This is a genomic window from Corynebacterium sp. CCUG 69979, assembly GCF_024454095.1.
GTDB classification, from domain to species: domain Bacteria; phylum Actinomycetota; class Actinomycetes; order Mycobacteriales; family Mycobacteriaceae; genus Corynebacterium; species Corynebacterium genitalium.
The window spans coordinates 19,666-38,413 of the sequence record NZ_JAGPZA010000005.1; the positions used below are offsets into that span (position 1 = coordinate 19,666).

Sequence of the window (18,748 nt, forward strand, 5' to 3'; positions counted from 1 at the left end):
GTTCCGCAAAACCCCTGGTCGCGCTAGAAGGCGAACCATGATCGGCGAACCGTGCGAGGCTCGCTGGCCAGACCAGCGTGCGGGCGGCCGGGCCAGCGTGCGGGCGGCCGGGCCAGCGGCTAGCGGGCCGCGGCGATGAGCTCCTGGACGCGGGAAACAATCTCGTCAGCCGGCACCTCGAGGATCTCCCCACCGTTCTCACCGCCGCGGATGCGCAGCTCGATGATGCCGTCGGCAAACGAGCGGCCGAGGATGACGATGAACGGCATGCCCAGCAGCTCGGCGTCTTTGAATTTGACGCCGGGGGAGACTTTGGGGCGGTCGTCGACAAGCACGTCGATGCCGGCGGCCTCGAACTCGCCGACGAGGCGCTCGCCAGCTTCCATTGCAGCGGCATCCTTGTTCGCTACGGCCAGGTGTACCTGGTAGGGGGCGATTTCGACAGGCCAGACGAGGCCTTTGTCGTCGTGAAGCTGCTCAGCGATCACGGCGAGCATGCGGGTCACGCCGATGCCATAGGAGCCCATCGTGGGCACGGCGCGCTTGCCGTTCTCGTCGAGGATCTGCACATCCATGGCTTCGGTGTACTTGCGGCCGAGCTGGAAGATGTGGCCGAGCTCGATACCGCGCGCCAGGCGAAGGGTGCCGTTGCCGGTCGGGGAGGGGTCGCCCTCTTTGATCTCTGCGGCTTCGATGTAACCGTCGATCTCGAAGTCACGTCCGGCGACGAGGCCGACGACGTGCTGCTGCGGAGCATCGGCACCCGTGATCCACGAAGAGCCAGCCACCACTCGCGGGTCGGCGAGCACGCGCACGCCGTTAGCGTTGAGGCCGCGTGGGCCCACATAACCCTTGACCAGGAAGGACGACTTCGCGAAGTCCTCGTCGGAGGCAAGCTCAAACGTCGCGGGCTCGAGCGAGGCTTCGAGGCGCTTCTCGTCCAGGGCGCGATCACCGGGCATGAGGATGCCGGTCAGCTGCGGTCCGACAGGCGTGCCATCCTCAGAAACAACGCGCGGGTCATCGATCTTGACCACCATGCACTTGAGCGTGTCAGCGGCGGTGACCTCGCGGTTCTCGACAGTCACGCCGGTCGAATTCGCCCAATCCACGAGCGACTCGATCGTCTCGGACGCCGGGGTGTCGTGGACAACCGCCTCCGGCAGCCCCTCGACCGGACGGTCTGCAGGGGCGATCGTCTGCACAGCCTCCACATTGGCAGCGAAGTCGCCTGCAGTGGACACCACAAAGGTGTCTTCACCGTTGTCGGAGTAGGCGAGGAATTCCTCGGACGCGGAACCGCCCATGGCACCGGACGTAGCTTGGCAGATCTCGTACTTCAGGCCAACACGATCGAAAATCGCCTGGTAAGCACGACGGTGAGCAGCGTAGGACTCGGACAGTCCCTCGTCGGTCATGTCGAAGGAGTAGGAGTCCTTCATCACGAATTCACGGCCGCGCAGGATTCCGGCGCGCGGGCGCGCCTCGTCACGGTACTTGGTTTGGATTTGGTACAGCGTGACCGGGAAGTCCTTGTAGGAGGAGTAAAGGTCCTTCACCGCAAGGGTGAACATCTCCTCGTGCGTGGGGCCGAGCAGCATGTCGGTGCCCTTGCGGTCTTTGAGGCGGAACAGGTCGTCGCCGTACTCGGTCCAGCGGTTGGTCGCCTCGTACGGTTCGCGCGGCAGCAATGCGGGGAACAGCAGCTCTTGGGCGCCGATGGCGTTCATCTCTTCGCGCACAATCTCCTCGATGTTCCGCACGGCCTTCAACCCCAGCGGCAGCCAGGAGTACACGCCCGGCGCGGCGCGGCGAATGTACCCGGCCCGCACCAGCAGCTTGTGGCTGGGCACTTCGGCGTCGGCGGGGTCTTCGCGCAGCGTGCGCAGGAACAGGGTGGAGAGGCGTGTGATCATAAGCTGCAAGTTTAGCGCTAGGGTGTGGGCCATGCTCATCGTGCTCCCACCGTCTGAAACGAAGGCCCCCGGCGGCGAGTCGGACGGCCTCGACGTGTCATTTTCCAGCCTCGATCCGATCCGCCAGGAGATCATGGAGGATCTGGCTGCGCTCGATGTCGACGAGATGATGGCCGCGCTGAAACTGCCCGCGACCAAGCGCGAGGAGGCCGAGGAGAACAGAGCGCTTATGCGCGCCCCTGTCATGCCGGCCATCTACCGCTACACCGGGGTGCTTTACGACGCCCTCGACGCCGCCACCCTGACCGACCCCGCCGTCTCGCGGATCGCGATCGGTTCAGCACTCTTCGGCGTGGTGATGGGGTCGGACACGATTCCGCGCTACCGACTCTCGGGCGGGTCGAAGTTGCCTGTACGGCAGACTGATGCTGCTGCACAGAAGAACTCGATCCCCACCATGAAGAAGCGCTGGGGCAGCGCGATCACGGATGTCTTACAGGAGCAGGACTTCGTCGTGGATATGCGCTCCGGCGCGTACCAGCAGCTCGGGCCGGTGCCCGGCGCGGTGACGGTGCGGGTGGAATCGGTGCAGGAGGACGGCAGCCGGAAGGTGGTCAGCCACTTCAACAAGCACTACAAAGGCGAGCTGGCCCGCGTGCTGGCATCGGCACCGGATGCGGATTCGGTGACGGATATTCAAGGAGTTGCCGCGATCGCCGAGGCTGCAGGGATGACCGTCGAGATCAGCGGCAGAGAGCTCACGCTGGTGGTCTGAGCCACTCCGCCACTGTTAAGCCGGTTAAGCGGTGTTGGCGGCGTGCTGGGCGTGCGCCGCCAAATGGATCACCAGTGTGCGCCACTCGGCCGGGGCATCCTCGGTGAACGCGTCGGAGGCAGCTGTGCGCCACCGGTCAACAAGGGTGGCTTCGATGTTGTCCACAAATGCGGCAGCTTCGCCGGGGTTGGTGGGGCCTCCGCCGTCGACCTCATAACCGGGCGCACGCGGGGGAAGGTCGGGGAAGGCGTCGCGCATGGCGTCGATGCGCATGTCGTGAAGCGGACGCAGATTGTCGATGCGTGCCTGGAGCTCGTCGTCAGCGTAGGCGGAGGCGAGATCGAGGCCGAACTGAACGGCATACTCTTCTTTGATCAGCCCGGCGGCGGTCTCTGCCAGGGACTCGTCGGCGATGGGTTCGGCGGGGACGGGGAACCCCAGATCTGAGCCCTGGGGGAGGCTGGCAGTGAGGTCGACCGCCTGCGCCACGACCAACGGAACGGACTCGTCGGGAAGCTTGCCGCTCTGGGTGACGAGTGCGTCAGTCAAGGCGACCGCCGCTGCCACATCGTCCTTGGCGCCGGTAGCGTCGCCGGGGCCGCGCTCCACCTCACAGGATGAGGGAGGAAGACCTGCGGAGTCGGTGCCGCAGAGGCGGGTGATTTCGTCGAAAAGCTGGCGGGCGTGGAACTCGCGCATTCCTGCAGCATCCCCGTCGAGCGTTCCCGCGTCCGCTTCCGCTTGGCGCGCCAGGGTGAGCAGGTCTCCGTCGGGGTGGGGGCCGAAGACGTCGATAGGCGAGCAGGCGGTCAAGGGCGCCGCCGCGGTGAGAGCTACTGCGGCGAGGGTGCGGGAAAACTTCACGTGGAAGACTGTACCGGCCCGCCCGTACAGTGGTTCTCATGGCATTTCCGGAAGTCGAAGAACTGAAAGAGCTCATCCGCCCCGTCACAGACGCACGAGGGTTGGACATTGAGGCTGTGCGCACCGTCAAGGCCGGCAAGAAATCGCAGGTGGTCGTCGCTCTCGCGGCTGACGAAGCACCGACGTTGGACCAGCTCGAGGAAGTCTCGGGCGAGCTCAGCGAGCTTTTCGACGCCGCAGAAGCCGCCGGCACCGTTAACTTCGGCGCGGGATACACCCTGGAGGTGACTACTCCGGGCGTGGATCTTCCGCTGACGCAGCCGCGTCACTGGCGGCGCAACCGGGGGCGCCGCGTGAAGCTAGGTGGTGACATCTACCGCGTTGGCCCGCTCGATGACGCGGAGGAAAATGTCGCGTTGATCAGCCCAGCCGCTAAGAAGTCCGACGAACCGGGCGTGCGGGTCGCTCCCATTTCGGATGTGTCGGGTGCGGTGGTAGAAATTGAGTTCAACGCAGCACCGGAGGCAGAAGTTGAGCTGTCGAACATGAGCTTTGCCGACGTGGAGGGCCGTGCGGAGCAATCCGGTGCAGAAGCTGAAGTCAGGAAGGACGACAAGTGAATATTGACATCGCCGCGCTGAAGCAGATCGAGTCAGAGGCAGGAATCCCCGTCGATGACCTGCTGGGCACGATCGCCAGCGCGCTGCTCTTCGCCTACCGCGAGGGCAAAGATGAATTCGGTACCGGCGCAGCGGGGGAGGGCACGAAGGCTCGTGTCGACATTGATACGCAGACCGGTGCCGTGGCCGTCATGGTCAGCGAGCTCGACGACGACGGCAACGTCATCTCCGAGTATGACGACACCCCGGTGAACTTTTCCCGCGTAGGTGCGCAGGCGGTGCGCGAGGCAATTCTCAAGCGCATGCGCACGGCCGCCGACAACCGCGCTTACAGCGCGTACTCGGAGCTGGAAGGCCAGGTCGTCTCCGGTGTCGTGCAGCGCGACGCCAGCGCGAACGAGCGCGGCATCGTCGTGGTGCAACTGGGTACGGAATCTGACCCCCAAGACGGCATCCTTTTGCCCGCGGAGCAGATTCCGGGCGAGAAGCTGGAGCACGGTGACCGCGTGAAGTGCTATGTCGTCGGTGTCTCCGGCGGCGACCGCAGGACCACCGTCAACCTCTCGCGGACGCACCCGGAGCTCGTGCGCGGCCTGTTCGCCCTCGAGGTCCCTGAGGTCGCTGACGGCTCCGTCGAGATCGTCGCGATTGCCCGCGAGGCCGGCCACCGCTCAAAGGTGGCCGTCAAGGGTGTGGCCAAGGGCATCAACGCCAAGGGCGCATGTATTGGGCCGCGCGGCGCCCGAGTCACCAACATCATGGAGTCCCTCGGTGGGGAGAAGATCGATATCGTCGACTTCTCCGACGACCCGGCTGTGTACGTCGGTAACTCGCTCGCACCGTCGAAGGTCGTGCGCGTGGACGTGGTCGACCACGACGCGCAAACAGCCCGCGTGGTCGTGCCGGATTACCAGCTCTCACTCGCCATCGGCCGCGAGGGCCAGAACGCACGCCTGGCGGCCCGACTGACGGGGTGGAAGATCGACATTCACTCCAATGCAGACCTCAGCGCTGGGCAATAGCGGCTGAGTAACAGTTTTCTGCCTGGGTGGCGTAAGGTAAGACACTGGCTTCTTTCCCGCACGCCCGTGCGGGGTCGGGGCCGCACAAGGGAGTATGAGCGAAAAACATGTACCTATCCGGACGTGCATTGGCACACGCCGTGCACTGCCGGATGCTCGCCTTCTCCGTGTGGTCGTCGACCCGGATGATCCGTCGCGGATCGTCCCGGACCCGAAGCGGTCCATGCCGGGCCGCGGTGCGTGGCTGACCCCCACGCTGGAAGCGTTTGAGCTGGCGGAGAAACGCCGCGCCTTCGGGCGGGCTCTCCGCGTGTCCGCGCAAGTGGACACAAGCGATGTACGGAAGTACGTAAGTGAAAAGGACTAAAGAACTGATGAGTCTTCAACCATGAAGCAGAAAACGCATCAGCGATGAACGTCATGACCATCGTCTAGAGTCCGGTCGCGTAGCAGCGGCCCGTCTCTAGCCCAACCACGAGGAGACACGTGCCCGGAAAGCTACGCGTTCACGAGCTTGCGAAGCAGCTCGGCGTAACAAGTAAGGAATTGCTCGCCACCCTGAAGGAGGAAGGCGAGTTCGTCAAAACCGCTTCCTCCACCATCGAACCGCCGGTGGTGAAGAAGATGAAGGCGGTTTATGAGGCACGCGGCGGCGCAGACAGCGGCGACGCGAAGAATGCTAAGGACACCAAGGCCGATTCGGCTGCGAAGAAACCGGCTGCGAAGAAACCGGCTGCTAAGCCGGCAGCGAAGCCTGCCGCCAAGATGCCTACCGCGAAGAAGCCGGCTGCCCCGAAGTCTGACAGCGCTCAGGCTGAGTCTGCGGCGCCGAAGCCGGCAGCGGCAAAGCCCGCCGCGAAGCCGGGCCCGAAGCCCGCGGCACCCAAGCCCGCGTCCAAGCCGGCTGCTGAGAAGCCTGCGGACAAGCCCGCTCCGAAGCCGGCAGCGGCGAAGCCTGGCGCACCGAAACCGGCGGCGAAGCCCGGCCCGAAGCCGGGTGCTAAGCCTGGTGAGGGCGATGCTGGATCCGCCATGCCGCGCCCGATGCCGAAGCCGGGTGGCCGCCCCCGCGTGGCCAATAACCCGTTCTCTTCGAACGCGGGCGGTCCGCGCCCGCAGCCGCGTCCGGGCGGTGGCCCCGGCGGCCAGCAGAAGCGCGGCGGTGGCCAGGGACAGCGCGGCGGCGGCCAAGGCGCACCGCGCCCGGGCGCACGTCCCGGTGGCGGCAGAGGAGCTCCGAGCCCCGCAGATATGGCGAACCACCCGAACCCGGCACAGATGCCGTCCCGCGCCGCAGGTAAGCGCGGCGGCGGTGCGGGCGGCCGCGGTGGACAAGGCGGCGGTGGTCGTGGCCGCGGTGGCGGCTTCGGCGGTCCCGGCGGTCCCGGCGGCGGTTTCCGCGGTCGCGGTGGGCGCCGTGGCGGTACCGCCGGTGCATTCGGTCGTCCCGGTGGTGCACCGGGCAAGCGCCGCAAGTCCAAGGGCCAGAAGAGGGCCGAGTATGAGGAGATGCACGCACCGAACGTCATTGGTGGCGTTCGCCTGCCCGACGGCGGCGGCAAGACCGTCCGTCTGCGCCAGGGTGCAACTCTGACCGACCTGGCTGAGAAGATCGGCACCGAGGCATCGAGCCTCGTGCAGGCTCTGTTCAACCTCGGTGAGATGGTCACCGCGACCCAGTCTGTGTCTGAGGAGACACTGCAGCTGCTGGGTGCGGAGATCAACTACGAGGTGCAGATTGTCTCCCCGGAGGACGAGGACCGCGAGCTTCTCGAGTCCTTCGATCTGCAGTTCGGTGAGGACGAAGGTGGCGAGGAAGCTCTCGAGCAGCGCCCGCCGGTGGTCTCCGTCATGGGTCACGTCGACCACGGTAAGACCCGCCTGTTGGACTCCATCCGCCAGGCCAATGTTGGTAAGGGTGAGGCCGGCGGCATCACCCAGGGCATCGGTGCTTACCAGACCGAGGTCACCCTGGAAGACGAGCCGCGCAAGATCACCTTCCTGGATACCCCGGGTCACGAGGCCTTCACGGCGATGCGTGCCCGCGGTGCGAAGTCGACCGACTTGGCCATCCTGGTGGTCGCAGCCGATGACGGTGTCATGCCGCAGACGGTGGAGGCCATCAACCACGCCAAGGCTGCGGAGCTGCCGATCGTGGTGGCTGTGAACAAGGTGGATAAGGAAGACGCCCAGCCGGACAAGATCCGCGGCCAGCTCACCGAGTACGAGCTGGTTCCGGAGGAGTACGGCGGCGACACGATGTTCATCGACATCTCGGCAAAGCAGGGAACGGGCATCGACGAGCTGCTCGAGGCCGTCCTGCTCACGGCCGATGCAGCGCTCGAGCTGACTGCGAACCCGGACATGGACGCTCAGGGTCTGGCCATCGAGTCCCACCTGGACCGCGGCCGCGGCCCTGTCTCCACGGTGATCATTCAGCGCGGTACCCTGCGCGTCGGTGACTCTATCGTCGTCGGCGGCAACTTCGGCCGCGTGCGCCGCATGGTCGACGAGTGGGGCAACGACGTTGAGGAGGCTGGCCCGTCCCGTCCGGTTCAGGTCCAGGGGCTCAACGGCGTTCCCGGCCCCGGCGACAACCTGCTCGTGGTGGAGGACGACCGTGTCGCGCGCCAGATTGCTGCACAGCGTGATGCGCGTCAGCGCGCCGCGATGCAGGCCCGCCGCAAGAAGCGCGTCTCCCTGGAGAACCTGGACCAGGCGCTCAAGGAGACCAGCACCCTCAACCTCATCCTCAAGGGCGACAACGCCGGTTCGGTGGAAGCCCTCGAGGAGGCTCTGCTCAAGATCGAGGTGGACGACGAGGTGGAGGTCAACATCATCGACCGCGGTGTCGGTGCTGTGACCCAGACCAACGTCTCGCTGGCTGCGGCGTCCGACGCTGTCATCGTGGCCTTCAACGTCCGCTCCGAGGGCAAGGCCACCGAGGAGGCCAACGACGAGGGCGTGGAGATCCGCTACTACTCCGTCATCTACCAGGTCATCGACGATGTCGAGGCCGCTCTCAAGGGCATGCTCAAGCCCATCTACGAGGAGCGCGACCTGGGTGCGGCGGAGATCCGCCAGATCTTCAAGGCCTCTGCTGTCGGCCTCATCGCCGGTTGCATGGTCACCGAGGGTTCGGTCAAGCGCGGTGCGAAGGTCCGTTTGGTCCGCGACGGCAACGTCATCACACCGGACGCGACGATCGATTCGCTGCGCCGCGAGAAGGACGATGTCACCGAGGTGGCCAGGGGCTACGAGTGCGGTATGGTCCTGTCCTACCCGGATATCCAGGTCGACGACATCATCCAGGCCTACGAGATGGTCGAGGTGCCGCGCTCGTAACGTCGAAAAGCAATAATTGCTTATCGACGATTCCCCGGCAGCGCCCCGCGACGAGAGAGACCCCTCTCGCGCGGGGCGTTTTGCATGCGCGGGGTAGAGTGGTGGCTTGAATTGACGGCAGCTCTACGTGAGTCAAGGAGTGGTTACTGTGGCGGATAACACGCGCGCACAACGACTAGCTAAAAGGATCCAGGCGATTGTCGCTAGCGCTATTGAGCGCCAGATCAAGGATCGCCGGCTGGAGCTTGTCACAGTGACCGATGTCCGTGTGACCGGTGACCTCCACGACGCGACGGTGTACTACACGGTGCGCGGCGAGAGCATTGATGATGAGCCTGATTACGACGCTGCTGCCGAGGCGCTGAACCGCCACAAGGGACAGCTGCGCAAGATTGTCGGTGAGGAGCTGGGCGTTCGGTTCACTCCGACGTTGACGTTTGAGCTGGACACGGTTCCGGAGGCGTCGGCACGCATGGAAGAGCTGCTGGCCCGTGCCCGCGCGCGCGACGAAGAGCTCGCGGAGCTGAAGAAGAACGCGCAACCGGCTGGTGCCGCAGATCCCTACAAGACCCGAGCGGGGGACGAGTAATGGCCGTAGTGCCCGGTTTGTTTGCGCCGGGCGAAGGTGAGTTTGCGGCGGTGGCGCAGCGCCTGCGGGATGCCCCTGTCGTGCATGTGGTGACCCATATTCGCCCGGACGCAGACGCTATCGGGTCCGCATCGGCGCTCGCTCTTGGGTTGCAGTCGATCGGCGTGGAGGCCACCGTGCGCATCGGCCAACGCGAAGCCGTGCCCGAGAACTTGGACTCGATCCCGGGTGTTACCGATGTCATCCTCGGCGAACCGCTGCCCGCTGAGGGCTTGGTAGTCACCACTGACTGCGCTTCGATCGACCGCACTGGGTCCTACCGCTCGGTGATCCAGCAGGAGCGTGACCGCGTCGTGGTCATTGACCACCACGAGTCCAACCCAGGCTTTGGAAGCATGAACCTGGTCTTGCCCTCGGAGTCCACGACCGTGATCATCCGCGAGCTGCTCGGGCACCTGGGTGTGGAGATCACCCCGGAGATGGCTTACTGCCTGTACGCCGGTCTGGTGACCGACACGGGCAGTTTCCGCTGGGGCACCCCGCGGATGCACCTGCTCGCCGCTGAGCTGATGGAGCTGGGCGTGGAACCGCGCTCTGCCGCGATGGCGCTCATGGATGCGGTCTCTGCTGAGGATCTGCGCTTGATGGGTGCTGTCATGGCCGGAATGAAGACCCGTGTGGCCGGCCACCACACCATGTCGGTGCTGGCTATTGATGACGAGCATCTGCACGGCATGAACCAGACCGCTGTGGAATCCATCATCGAGTACTCCCGCGCGCTGACCGGCAGCGACATCGGTGTGGTGTTCAAGGAGCTCCACCCCGGTTATTGGTCGGTGTCGCTGCGCTCCAGCGTGGTGAATGTCGCCGAGATCGCTGCAGCGCACGGCGGCGGCGGGCACATCCCGGCGGCCGGTTATTCGGCCCGCGGTCCTGTTGCAGACGCCGTTGATGAGCTGCACGCGACCGTGGCTGCCCTCGACGCGACGGCGCTGTGACCTGTGGTTGAATCACCTGTTGAAACTGTCACTGCGCGCCGAGTTCTCGGCTTGGCGCTGCCTGCGCTTGGTGTGCTTGCGGCCAACCCGCTGTATCTCTTGCTGGACACAGCCGTCATCGGCCGGCTGGGAGCAGGCGAGCTCGCTGCGCTTGCCGCCGGCGCGACCGTCCAGTCGACGGTGACCACGCAGCTGACGTTCCTGTCTTACGGAACCACGGCGCGTTCCTCCCGGTTCTACGGTGCGGGGAAGAAAGAAGATGCCGTGGCCGAAGGCGTCCAGGCGACGTGGGTGGCCATAGGGGTCGGGTTGTTACTGGCCACCATCGTGTGGCTGTTCGCCCGCCCGATCGCGCTGTTCCTCACCAACGACCCTGCTACCGCGGACCTCGCTGCGACATGGATGCACGTTGCTGCCATCGCGATCCCGCTGACGCTGATCATCATGGCGGGCAACGGCTGGCTGCGCGGGATCCAGAACACCAAGCTGCCGTTCTATCTGACTCTGTGCGGGCTCATCCCCGGCGCGGCGGCGCTGCCGCTGCTGGTCAACCGCTTCGGGCTCGTGGGGTCGGCGTGGGCGAATGTGATCGGCATGGGCATTACGGCCGCAGGGTTCCTTATTGCGCTGACCCGGTCCCATAACGGCGGGTGGGCTCCCGACTTCGCGGTCATCCGCCGCCAGCTGGTGCTCGGACGCGACCTGATCCTGCGGTCTTTGTCGTTCCAAGTGGCTTTCGTCTCCGCAGCGGCGGTGGCAGGCCGCGTGGGTGTCGCTGCGTTGGCGGCGCACCAGATCATGCTGCAGTTGTGGAACTTCCTCACCCTGGTGCTCGACTCGCTGGCGATTGCCGCCCAGACAATGACGGGGTCCGCGCTGGGCACCGGCCGTGTGCAGGATGCGCGCCGGGTGGGGGAGCAGGTGACCAAACTCTCCGCCGGGTTCGCGTTCCTCCTCGCCGCTGTCTTCGCGCTGGGCGGGCCGTTGATCCGCGGGCTATTCACCACGGACGCTTCTGTTCTTGAGGTGATGTCCACACCGTGGTGGCTGCTCATCGCCATGATCGTGGCAGGCGGAGTGCTCTTCGCGCTCGACGGCGTGCTGCTCGGCGCCAGCGATGCGGCGTTTTTACGCAACCTCACCATCGGTTCGGTGCTCCTTGGATTCCTGCCCGGCGTGCTCATCGCCTACTGGGCTGGCACTGGTCTGACAGGAATCTGGGCGGGGTTGGCCGCGATGATCGCGATCCGGCTCGCTGGTGTCATCTGGCGTTTCACGTCGATGCGGTGGGCGCAGTAAGCAGCGGTTAGAGTGAACTCACCATGACTACCGCGACCAGCACGACCAGCACGCTGTGGGCAGTTTCGGACCTTCACCTCGCTGTGAAAGCGAACCGGCCATGGCTAGATGAAATCCAGCCGCAGGATCCCTCCGACTGGCTCATCGTTGCCGGCGACGTCGCCGAGCGCACTGACCTGGTGGTTCGTGTCATGGCGAAACTCGCCGAGAGGTTCGACACCGTCGTATGGGTTCCGGGAAACCATGAACTCTTCAGCCGCAGTATGGATAGGTACAAGGGGAGGGAGAAGTACGCGGATCTCGTCGCAAAGCTGCGTGCTTTAGGTGTGATCACCCCGGAGGACCCGTACCCCGTTTTCGGGGGCGTGACCATCGTGCCTTTGTTCACGCTGTATGACTACTCGTTCCGCATGCCCACCATGACTGTGGAGGAAGCGCTCGAGTCGGCGCACGCGCAGCAGATCGTGCTGACTGACGAAGTGGCTATCGCGCCGTTCGTCGACATTCGTGCGTGGTGCTGGGACCGCTTGGCGTACTCCACCCGCCGGCTGTCGCGTATTGAAGGCGAGACCATCCTGGTCAACCACTGGCCCCTGGTGCAGGAACCGACGAACCACATGATGTTCCGCGAGATCGCGCTGTGGTGCGGCACCCGGCACACGCGCGGCTGGGCCAAGCGCTACAACGCGCGCGCTGTCATCTACGGACACCTGCACATCCCCGGCGTGCAGCGGATCGACGACGTCGACCACATCGAGGTCTCTCTCGGCTACCCCGAAGAATGGAAGCGTCAGACCAACCGTCCCACGTGGCCGTACCCGGTGATGGAGGTGCAGCAATGATCGACAAAGAGCTGTTCCCTGACCCGGCGCGGGTGGTGTACATGCGTATCGACGACACCGCAGAGACCACCGACCTGACTAACTACAACGACCTGCATCCAGAGGAAAGGGTGGTGGTCAGCCGGGCCGTCGACATTCGGAAGAGTGAATTCGGCGATGCCCGCTGGTGCGCTCACCGCGCGCTGCAAGAGCTCGGGTTGGAATCGGCAGGCTCGATCCTCAAGGGTGAGAAGGGAATGCCGCTGTGGCCGGACGGTTACACAGGCTCCCTTACCCACACGGAAGGTTTGCGCGTTGCCGTCGCCGCCCCGTCGAGCGAGTTGCTCTCCGTCGGCATTGACGCTGAGCCTGCCGAGCCGTTGCCCGAAGGCGTGCTCGACCAGATCGCACGCTCAACCGAACGCCACTGGGTGGATAAGCAAAAGTCTGCCGGCAATGCGTGGGCAGACCGCCTGTTGTTCTGCGCGAAGGAAGCCACCTACAAGGCGTGGTTCCCCATGACGCGGCAGTGGCTCGGTTTCGAAGATGCCGAGATCGAAATCCGCTCCGACGGCACCTTCATCGCGTACCTCCTGGTGCGGCCCACTCCGGTCCCGTATATCCGCGGCCGGTGGGTCGTGCGCGGAGGGTACGTCTACGCCTCGACGTTCGTGCCGGCGTCACAGCGTCGAGGGACGGGCGACAAAGAGCGTCGATAAGCGCTTGCCCTTTTCGCGAACAAGCGCCACGGCGCGGCCATCCGGTCCCACAGCGGCGTGAACGCCGTCGAGCCCGCGCGGCTCGAGCCACTTGCCCATGGCCAGCGCAGCGTATTCGTCAGCGGTGACGTTCAAGACGGGCCACGCGGCAGTGAGCGCTTCATCGAGCGAGAGCGACAACGCGGGGGAGTCCTCGAGCCGCTCGAGCGTGCGCGCGTGCTCCAACGTGAAAGGGCCGACTGCTTCACGGCGCAGCGCCGTCAGGTGCCCACCCACTCCGAGCGCCTCGCCCATGTCCCGGGCGAGCGAGCGAATATACGTTCCCGAAGAGCAGTGCACCCGTGCATCCACGTCGACGAAGGAACCCTCGCGGCGGATGCCGGCGACGTCGAAAGAAAACACTGTCACCGGCCGCGCCGGGATGGTCACCTCTTTGCCTTCGCGGACGAGCTCATGGGCGCGCTTGCCGTCGATTTTGATGGCAGAGACTTTCGACGGCACCTGCATGATCTCCCCGGTGAGTGCAGTGACCTGCTCCATGACCTGTTCGTCGGTGAGCGTGGACGCGTCGGTCTCAGCGAGGACATCGCCCTCGGCATCGTCGGTGCTGGTGGAGGCACCGAGGCGGATCGTGGTCGCATAGACCTTGTCATCGGCCACCAGGTGCGCAAGCAGCTTCGTGCCGCGCTCAATGCCCGCGACCAGCACACCAGTGGCCATCGGGTCGAGCGTTCCCGCATGTCCCACCTTGCGCGTTTCGAAGAACCTGCGTAGCCGCGCGACCACATCATGGCTGGTCATCCCTGCCGGTTTATTCACGACGACAATGCCGGCGTGTGCCAGCGGATCGGTGTGGTTGGCGGTGTGCGCATCAGAGTTCATGGATCCAACCCTATGCACTACTCTGGCGCGGGTGGATATTTTGTCTGGGCTCGAGGACATTCCCGCTGATCTTAAGGACCCGGTAGTCACCATCGGCGTGTTTGACGGTGTGCACCGCGGCCACCAGATGCTGATCACCCGGGCGGTTGAGCACGCCCAAGCGGCCGGAGTGCCCAGCGTGGTCATGACGTTCGACCCGCACCCCGTCGCCGTGTTCGCGCCCGACCAGACACCGCCTGTATTGCTTCCGCTCGCCGAGCGCGCTCGTCTCATCGCGGACCTCGGTGTGGACTACATGCTCGTCATCGACTTCACCCGGGAGCTCGCAGGCGAGAGCCCGGAGGAGTACTTCGAGTCGGTGATCGTCAATAAGCTGCACGCCTCCCGCGTTGTCGTCGGCGAGAATTTCACGTTCGGTGCAGGCGCCTCCGGCACCGCGCAGACCATGCTGGCGCTCGGTGAAAGGTACCGCGTCGACGTCGATGTCGTTTCCTTGCTTTTCGACGGATCCGCCCGCATCTGCTCCACCTCCATCCGCTCCGCACTGCGCGACGGTGACGTCGCCGGGGCAGCCGAATTCCTCGGCAGGGAATTCTCCATCACCGCCCCGGTGGAGCGCGGCGCCGGCCGCGGCGGGCGCGAACTGGGCTACCCGACAGCGAACCAGTACGTCGCCGACACCGATGCGGTACCTGGCGACGGGGTCTACGCCGGCTGGTTCACTGTCCTCGACTCCGGGTCGGACAGCCAAGCAGTTCGAATCGATGGCGATATGGAACTCGGGATCCGCTATCCAGCTGCGATTTCGGTGGGCACTAACCCGACCTTCGGCGACGACCGACGCAGCGTCGAATCGTTCGTTCTCGACCGCGATGCGGACCTCTACGACCGCGTCGCCCGTGTCGAGTTCATCGCCAAGGTGCGCGACATGGTCAAGTTCGACTCTGTCGATGAGCTGCTGGAAAACATGGCCCGCGATGTCGCACGGGTCCGCGAAATCCTGTCCTAGCCCGTCGGTGCCTGTAGGGCCTAACGGCTAGTGTGGTGTCCCATGAGCAAAAAGATGATTCTGGATCTGGACACCGGCATCGACGACGCGCTCGCCTTGGCGTACGCCCTCGGTTCCGAGGAAGTCGACCTCATCGGTGTGACCGGCACCTACGGCAACGTGCTGGTGGACACCGGTGTGCGCAACTCCCTGGCCATCCTCGAGTTGTTCGGCCGCACCGACGTGCCGGTCTTCGCGGGACCGGACCACGCACGAGTGAAGGACTCCTTTGAGGTGCTGGAGATCTCCGAGTTCATCCACGGAGTCAACGGCGTTGGAGAGGCGCAGTTGCCGGAGCCGACTCGCTCGGTGGAGGAAAAGTCCGCGGTGGACTTCCTCGTGGAGTCGGTGGAACAGTACGGAGACGACTTGGTCATTGTCCCGACTGGCCCGTCGACGACGATTGCCGCTGCGATCGAGGCTAGCGATTCCTTCGCTAAGAAGGCCCACATTGTCATGATGGGCGGTGCGCTGACCGTCCCTGGCAACGTGGCACCGTGGGCCGAGGCGAACGTCAACCAGGACCCCGAAGCTACTGATCTGCTCTTCCGCCGGGCTAAGGACGTCACTATGATCGGCCTCGACGTCACCCTGCAGACGTTGCTCACCTACGACGAGACTGCGAAGTGGGAAGCACTGGGCACCCCGGGCGGAGACTTCTTAGCCGCTGCCACGAACTACTACATCAAGGCCTACGACACCACGGCCCCGCACCTGGGTGGCTGCGGCCTGCACGACCCGCTGGCTGTCGGTGTGGCGATCGACCCGTCGCTGGTGACCACCATCGACATCAACCTCAAGGTCGACACAGAAGGGGAGACCCGCGGCCGCACAATCGGCGACGAGACCCGGCTCAACGACGAGGAGAAGACGGCGCGGGTTGCTGTTGGCGTCGATAAGCAGCGCTTCTTGGATGAGTTCATGCGGCGCATCACCGCGCTCGCCGCGAACTCCTCACGCAGTGGCGATTAGGATCTCGCACGGCACGTGCGTTAACATGCTCATTCGGCCGTGAAACCAACGACTGTGGTCCGCAGCAGTCCTTCCCACGGCCAGATCCGAAGATTGCGGACTGAAACAAACAAGGAGAAACACTCATGGCTCTTTCCACTGAGAAGAAGGCTGAAATCCTCAAGGAGTACGGCGTCCACGAGACCGACACCGGCTCCCCGGAGGCTCAGGTCGCACTGCTGACCGAGCGCATCAACAACCTGACCGAGCACCTGAAGACCCACAAGCACGACCACCACTCCCGTCGTGGCCTGCTGCTGCTCGTCGGTCGCCGCCGCGGTCTGCTGAAGTACCTGCGCGAGAACAATGTTGAGCGTTACCGTGACCTCATCGCTCGCCTGGGGCTGCGCCGCTAAGCCCACGCGCTGAAGCGCACAGCGCCTCGTGCCCAGTTCTTCTGAACTGGGCATTTTTCATGCCCACCTGGTAGTATGCCGGGGTGTTGCAAGTCAAACATGCGGCGGCACCGATGATCGCCGAATCAACCCCCCAGAAAGGGATCTTTTGAGCAAGAACAAGCACACCCCGGACAACGCTGTTGAGGTCAATGTCGACGAGGAGTTCGGGATCACCGAATCCGTCGCTGTTCTGGACAACGGTGACTTCGGTGAGCGCACCATTCGTTTCGAGACGGGCCAGCTGGCACGCCAGGCTGGCGGGTCGGTGACGACCTACCTCGACGATGACACGATGCTGCTGTCCACTGTGACCGCATCCAACCAGCCGCGCGAGGGTTTTGACTTCTTCCCGCTGACCGTCGACGTGGAAGAGCGCATGTACGCCGCGGGCAAGATTCCGGGTTCGTTCTTCCGCCGCGAGGGCCGTCCCTCCACCGAGGCTATTCTGGCCTGCCGCCTGATCGACCGTCCACTGCGCCCGACGTTTGTGAAGGGTCTGCGCAACGAGGTGCAGGTTGTGGTCACGGTCATGAGCTGGAACCCGGAGGAGTACTACGACGTCGTTGCCATCAACGGTGCATCCGCCGCAACGCAGCTGTCCGGCCTGCCGGTCTCGGGCGCTGTCGGTGGTGTGCGCATGGCGCTCATCGCCGATGACCAGCACCCGGATGGCCAGTGGGTCGCGTTCCCGAACCACGAGCAGCATGAAGCCGCTGTGTTCGAGATGGTCGTTGCCGGCCGCATTGTGGAAAAGAAGAAGGGGCGGAAGAAGGTCCAGGATGTCGCGATCATGATGGTCGAGGCAGGTGCGGGCGCTAACGCCGTGAAGCTTATCGACGGTGGCGCTCCCGCCCCCACCGAGCGCACCGTCGCCGAGGGCCTGGAGGCTGCTAAGCCCTTCATCCAGACTCTGTGCGAGGCGCAGAACGCTTTGGCAGACAAGTCCGCGAAGGAAACCCAGGACTTCCCGCTGTTCCCGCCGTACTCCGACGAGGTCTTCGACGCTGTGGAGAAGAAGGCGTCCAAGAAGCTGTCGAAGCTCTTGACCATCCCGGGCAAGCACGAGCGCGATGACGCGACCAACGAGTACATGGAAGAGATCGAGGCAGATCTGCTCGAGACTTTCGCTGGCGAGGATGCAAGCAAGGAAATTCGCGCCGCATACAACGCGGTGATGAAGCAGATCGTCCGCGACAAGATCCTTTCCGAGGGCTTCCGTATTGACGGCCGCGGTGTCACCGACATCCGCGACCTCGAGGTCGAGGTCGAGCTCATCCCGCGTGCGCACGGCTCCTCCCTGTTCGAGCGCGGCGAGACCCAGATCCTCGGTGTGACCACCCTGGACATGCTGAAGATGGAGCAGCAGCTGGACTCCCTCCACCCGGAGACGTCCAAGCACTACATCCACCACTACAACTTCCCGCCGTACTCCACCGGTGAGACTGGCCGGGTTGGCTCTCCGAAGCGCCGCGAGATCGGCCACGGTGCTCTCGCCGAGCGCGCCCTGATTCCGGTCATTCCGTCGAAGGAGGACTTCCCGTACACGATCCGCCAAGTGTCGGAGGCTCTCGGCTCTAATGGATCGACCTCCATGGGTTCTGTTTGTGCCTCCACGCTGTCGCTGTACAACGCTGGTGTGCCGCTGGCTGCTCCGGTGGCCGGCATCGCCATGGGCCTTGTTTCTGGTGAGGTCGACGGTGAGACCAAGTACGTGGCACTGACCGATATCCTCGGTGCTGAGGACGCGTTCGGCGACATGGACTTCAAGGTCGCTGGTACGTCCGAGTTCATCACCGCCTTGCAGCTGGACACCAAGCTCGACGGTATCCCGTCCGACGTTTTGGCCAGCGCTCTGGAGCAGGCGAAGGAAGCCCGCGAGACCATCCTGGACACCATGGCTGAGGTCATCGAGGGGCCGGATGAGATGAGCGCGCTTGCCCCGAAGATCACCACTGTGCGCGTCCCCGTCTCCAAGATCGGTGAGGTCATCGGCCCGAAGGGCAAGACCATCAACCAGATCACCGAGGACACCGGCGCTGACGTCTCAATCGAAGACGACGGCACGATCTACGTGTCCGCCGCTACCGGTGAGGCTGCTGACGCTGCGATCGAGCAGATCAACTCGATCGCCAACCCGCAGCAGCCGAAGGTGGGGGAGCGCTACTTGGGCACCGTGGTCAAGACGGTCGCGTTCGGCGCGTTCGTCTCGCTCACCCCGGGCCGCGACGGCCTGGTGCACATCTCCAAGCTCGGCGGCGATAAGCGCATTGAGAACGTCGAGGATGTGGTCAACGTCGGCGACAAGATCGAGGTGGAGATCGCGGACATCGACAACCGCGGCAAGATCTCGTTGGTCCCGGTCTCTGAGGACGAAGACGAGAACTAAGCCGAAAACAAAGTCCCTCCGATCCGGCTGATAACCGGGTCGGAGGGAATCGCGG

Annotated in this window: 17 protein-coding genes; 14 read left to right on the forward strand and 3 right to left on the reverse strand. The window is 64.6% G+C overall.

Annotated features, from left to right (window positions below; genetic code table 11):
* Nucleotides 1-119: 119 nt before the first annotated feature.
* On the reverse strand, nucleotides 120-1,916 hold the full coding sequence (locus KBX18_RS04535) for a proline--tRNA ligase (protein WP_255994985.1): 1,797 nt from the start codon (nucleotides 1,914-1,916) through the stop codon (nucleotides 120-122).
* Nucleotides 1,917-1,947: 31 nt separating this feature from the next.
* Between KBX18_RS04535 and yaaA the strand changes: the two genes are divergently transcribed.
* A complete protein-coding gene (yaaA, locus tag KBX18_RS04540) occupies nucleotides 1,948-2,691 on the forward strand; it encodes a peroxide stress protein YaaA (protein ID WP_255994986.1) in 744 nt (247 codons plus the stop codon).
* A gap of 24 nt (nucleotides 2,692-2,715) precedes the next feature.
* On the opposite strand, the gene KBX18_RS04545 is transcribed toward yaaA, so the two are convergent.
* A complete protein-coding gene (locus KBX18_RS04545; protein WP_255994987.1) occupies nucleotides 2,716-3,555 on the reverse strand; it encodes a hypothetical protein in 840 nt (279 codons plus the stop codon).
* A gap of 38 nt (nucleotides 3,556-3,593) precedes the next feature.
* Between KBX18_RS04545 and rimP the strand changes: the two genes are divergently transcribed.
* From rimP to KBX18_RS04590, 9 genes are all read left to right on the forward strand, one after another.
* Complete coding sequence (gene rimP / locus KBX18_RS04550) at nucleotides 3,594-4,175, forward strand: ribosome maturation factor RimP (RefSeq protein ID WP_040423632.1); 582 nt, start codon at nucleotides 3,594-3,596, stop codon at nucleotides 4,173-4,175.
* Nucleotides 4,172-5,197, forward strand: a complete 1,026-nt coding sequence (nusA, locus tag KBX18_RS04555; protein ID WP_255994988.1) for a transcription termination factor NusA — start codon at nucleotides 4,172-4,174, stop codon at nucleotides 5,195-5,197. The genes rimP and nusA overlap by 4 nt, the downstream gene beginning before the upstream one ends.
* 94 nt (nucleotides 5,198-5,291) lie before the next feature.
* The gene (locus tag KBX18_RS04560; RefSeq protein WP_255994989.1) at nucleotides 5,292-5,564 is read left to right on the forward strand and encodes a YlxR family protein; all 273 of its coding nucleotides are present in this window, start codon (nucleotides 5,292-5,294) and stop codon (nucleotides 5,562-5,564) included.
* Between the two features lie 119 nt (nucleotides 5,565-5,683).
* Nucleotides 5,684-8,542 (forward strand): translation initiation factor IF-2, encoded by a 2,859-nt coding sequence (gene infB, locus KBX18_RS04565; RefSeq protein WP_255994990.1) that lies wholly within the window; start codon nucleotides 5,684-5,686, stop codon nucleotides 8,540-8,542.
* Between the two features lie 148 nt (nucleotides 8,543-8,690).
* A complete protein-coding gene (gene rbfA / locus KBX18_RS04570) occupies nucleotides 8,691-9,131 on the forward strand; it encodes a 30S ribosome-binding factor RbfA (RefSeq protein ID WP_255994991.1) in 441 nt (146 codons plus the stop codon).
* Entirely contained in the window at nucleotides 9,131-10,129 is a 999-nt protein-coding gene (locus KBX18_RS04575; RefSeq protein ID WP_255994992.1) for a bifunctional oligoribonuclease/PAP phosphatase NrnA, read from the forward strand. The genes rbfA and KBX18_RS04575 overlap by 1 nt, the downstream gene beginning before the upstream one ends.
* A gap of 3 nt (nucleotides 10,130-10,132) precedes the next feature.
* Nucleotides 10,133-11,428 carry an MATE family efflux transporter gene (locus KBX18_RS04580; RefSeq protein WP_255994993.1) on the forward strand — a complete coding sequence of 432 codons (1,296 nt, stop codon included), beginning with the start codon at nucleotides 10,133-10,135 and terminating at the stop codon, nucleotides 11,426-11,428.
* 23 nt (nucleotides 11,429-11,451) lie between these two features.
* Nucleotides 11,452-12,270, forward strand: coding sequence for a metallophosphoesterase (locus KBX18_RS04585; RefSeq protein ID WP_255994994.1), 819 nt, complete (start codon nucleotides 11,452-11,454; stop codon nucleotides 12,268-12,270).
* The gene (locus tag KBX18_RS04590) at nucleotides 12,267-12,968 is read left to right on the forward strand and encodes a 4'-phosphopantetheinyl transferase (RefSeq protein WP_255994995.1); all 702 of its coding nucleotides are present in this window, start codon (nucleotides 12,267-12,269) and stop codon (nucleotides 12,966-12,968) included. Before KBX18_RS04585 ends, KBX18_RS04590 begins: the two co-directional genes overlap by 4 nt.
* Here the strand turns inward: KBX18_RS04590 and truB are convergent.
* Nucleotides 12,930-13,850, reverse strand: a complete 921-nt coding sequence (gene truB / locus KBX18_RS04595; RefSeq protein WP_255994996.1) for a tRNA pseudouridine(55) synthase TruB — start codon at nucleotides 13,848-13,850, stop codon at nucleotides 12,930-12,932. The genes KBX18_RS04590 and truB overlap by 39 nt on opposite strands.
* Here truB and KBX18_RS04600 point away from each other — a divergent pair.
* From KBX18_RS04600 to KBX18_RS04615, 4 genes are all read left to right on the forward strand, one after another.
* Complete coding sequence (locus KBX18_RS04600) at nucleotides 13,849-14,859, forward strand: bifunctional riboflavin kinase/FAD synthetase (RefSeq protein ID WP_255994997.1); 1,011 nt, start codon at nucleotides 13,849-13,851, stop codon at nucleotides 14,857-14,859. The genes truB and KBX18_RS04600 overlap by 2 nt on opposite strands.
* A gap of 42 nt (nucleotides 14,860-14,901) precedes the next feature.
* Nucleotides 14,902-15,870, forward strand: a complete 969-nt coding sequence (locus tag KBX18_RS04605; protein WP_255994998.1) for a nucleoside hydrolase — start codon at nucleotides 14,902-14,904, stop codon at nucleotides 15,868-15,870.
* 125 nt (nucleotides 15,871-15,995) lie between these two features.
* Nucleotides 15,996-16,265, forward strand: a complete 270-nt coding sequence (rpsO, locus tag KBX18_RS04610; protein WP_255994999.1) for a 30S ribosomal protein S15 — start codon at nucleotides 15,996-15,998, stop codon at nucleotides 16,263-16,265.
* Between the two features lie 124 nt (nucleotides 16,266-16,389).
* Complete coding sequence (locus tag KBX18_RS04615; RefSeq protein WP_370687224.1) at nucleotides 16,390-18,693, forward strand: polyribonucleotide nucleotidyltransferase; 2,304 nt, start codon at nucleotides 16,390-16,392, stop codon at nucleotides 18,691-18,693.
* Nucleotides 18,694-18,748: the final 55 nt, after the last annotated feature.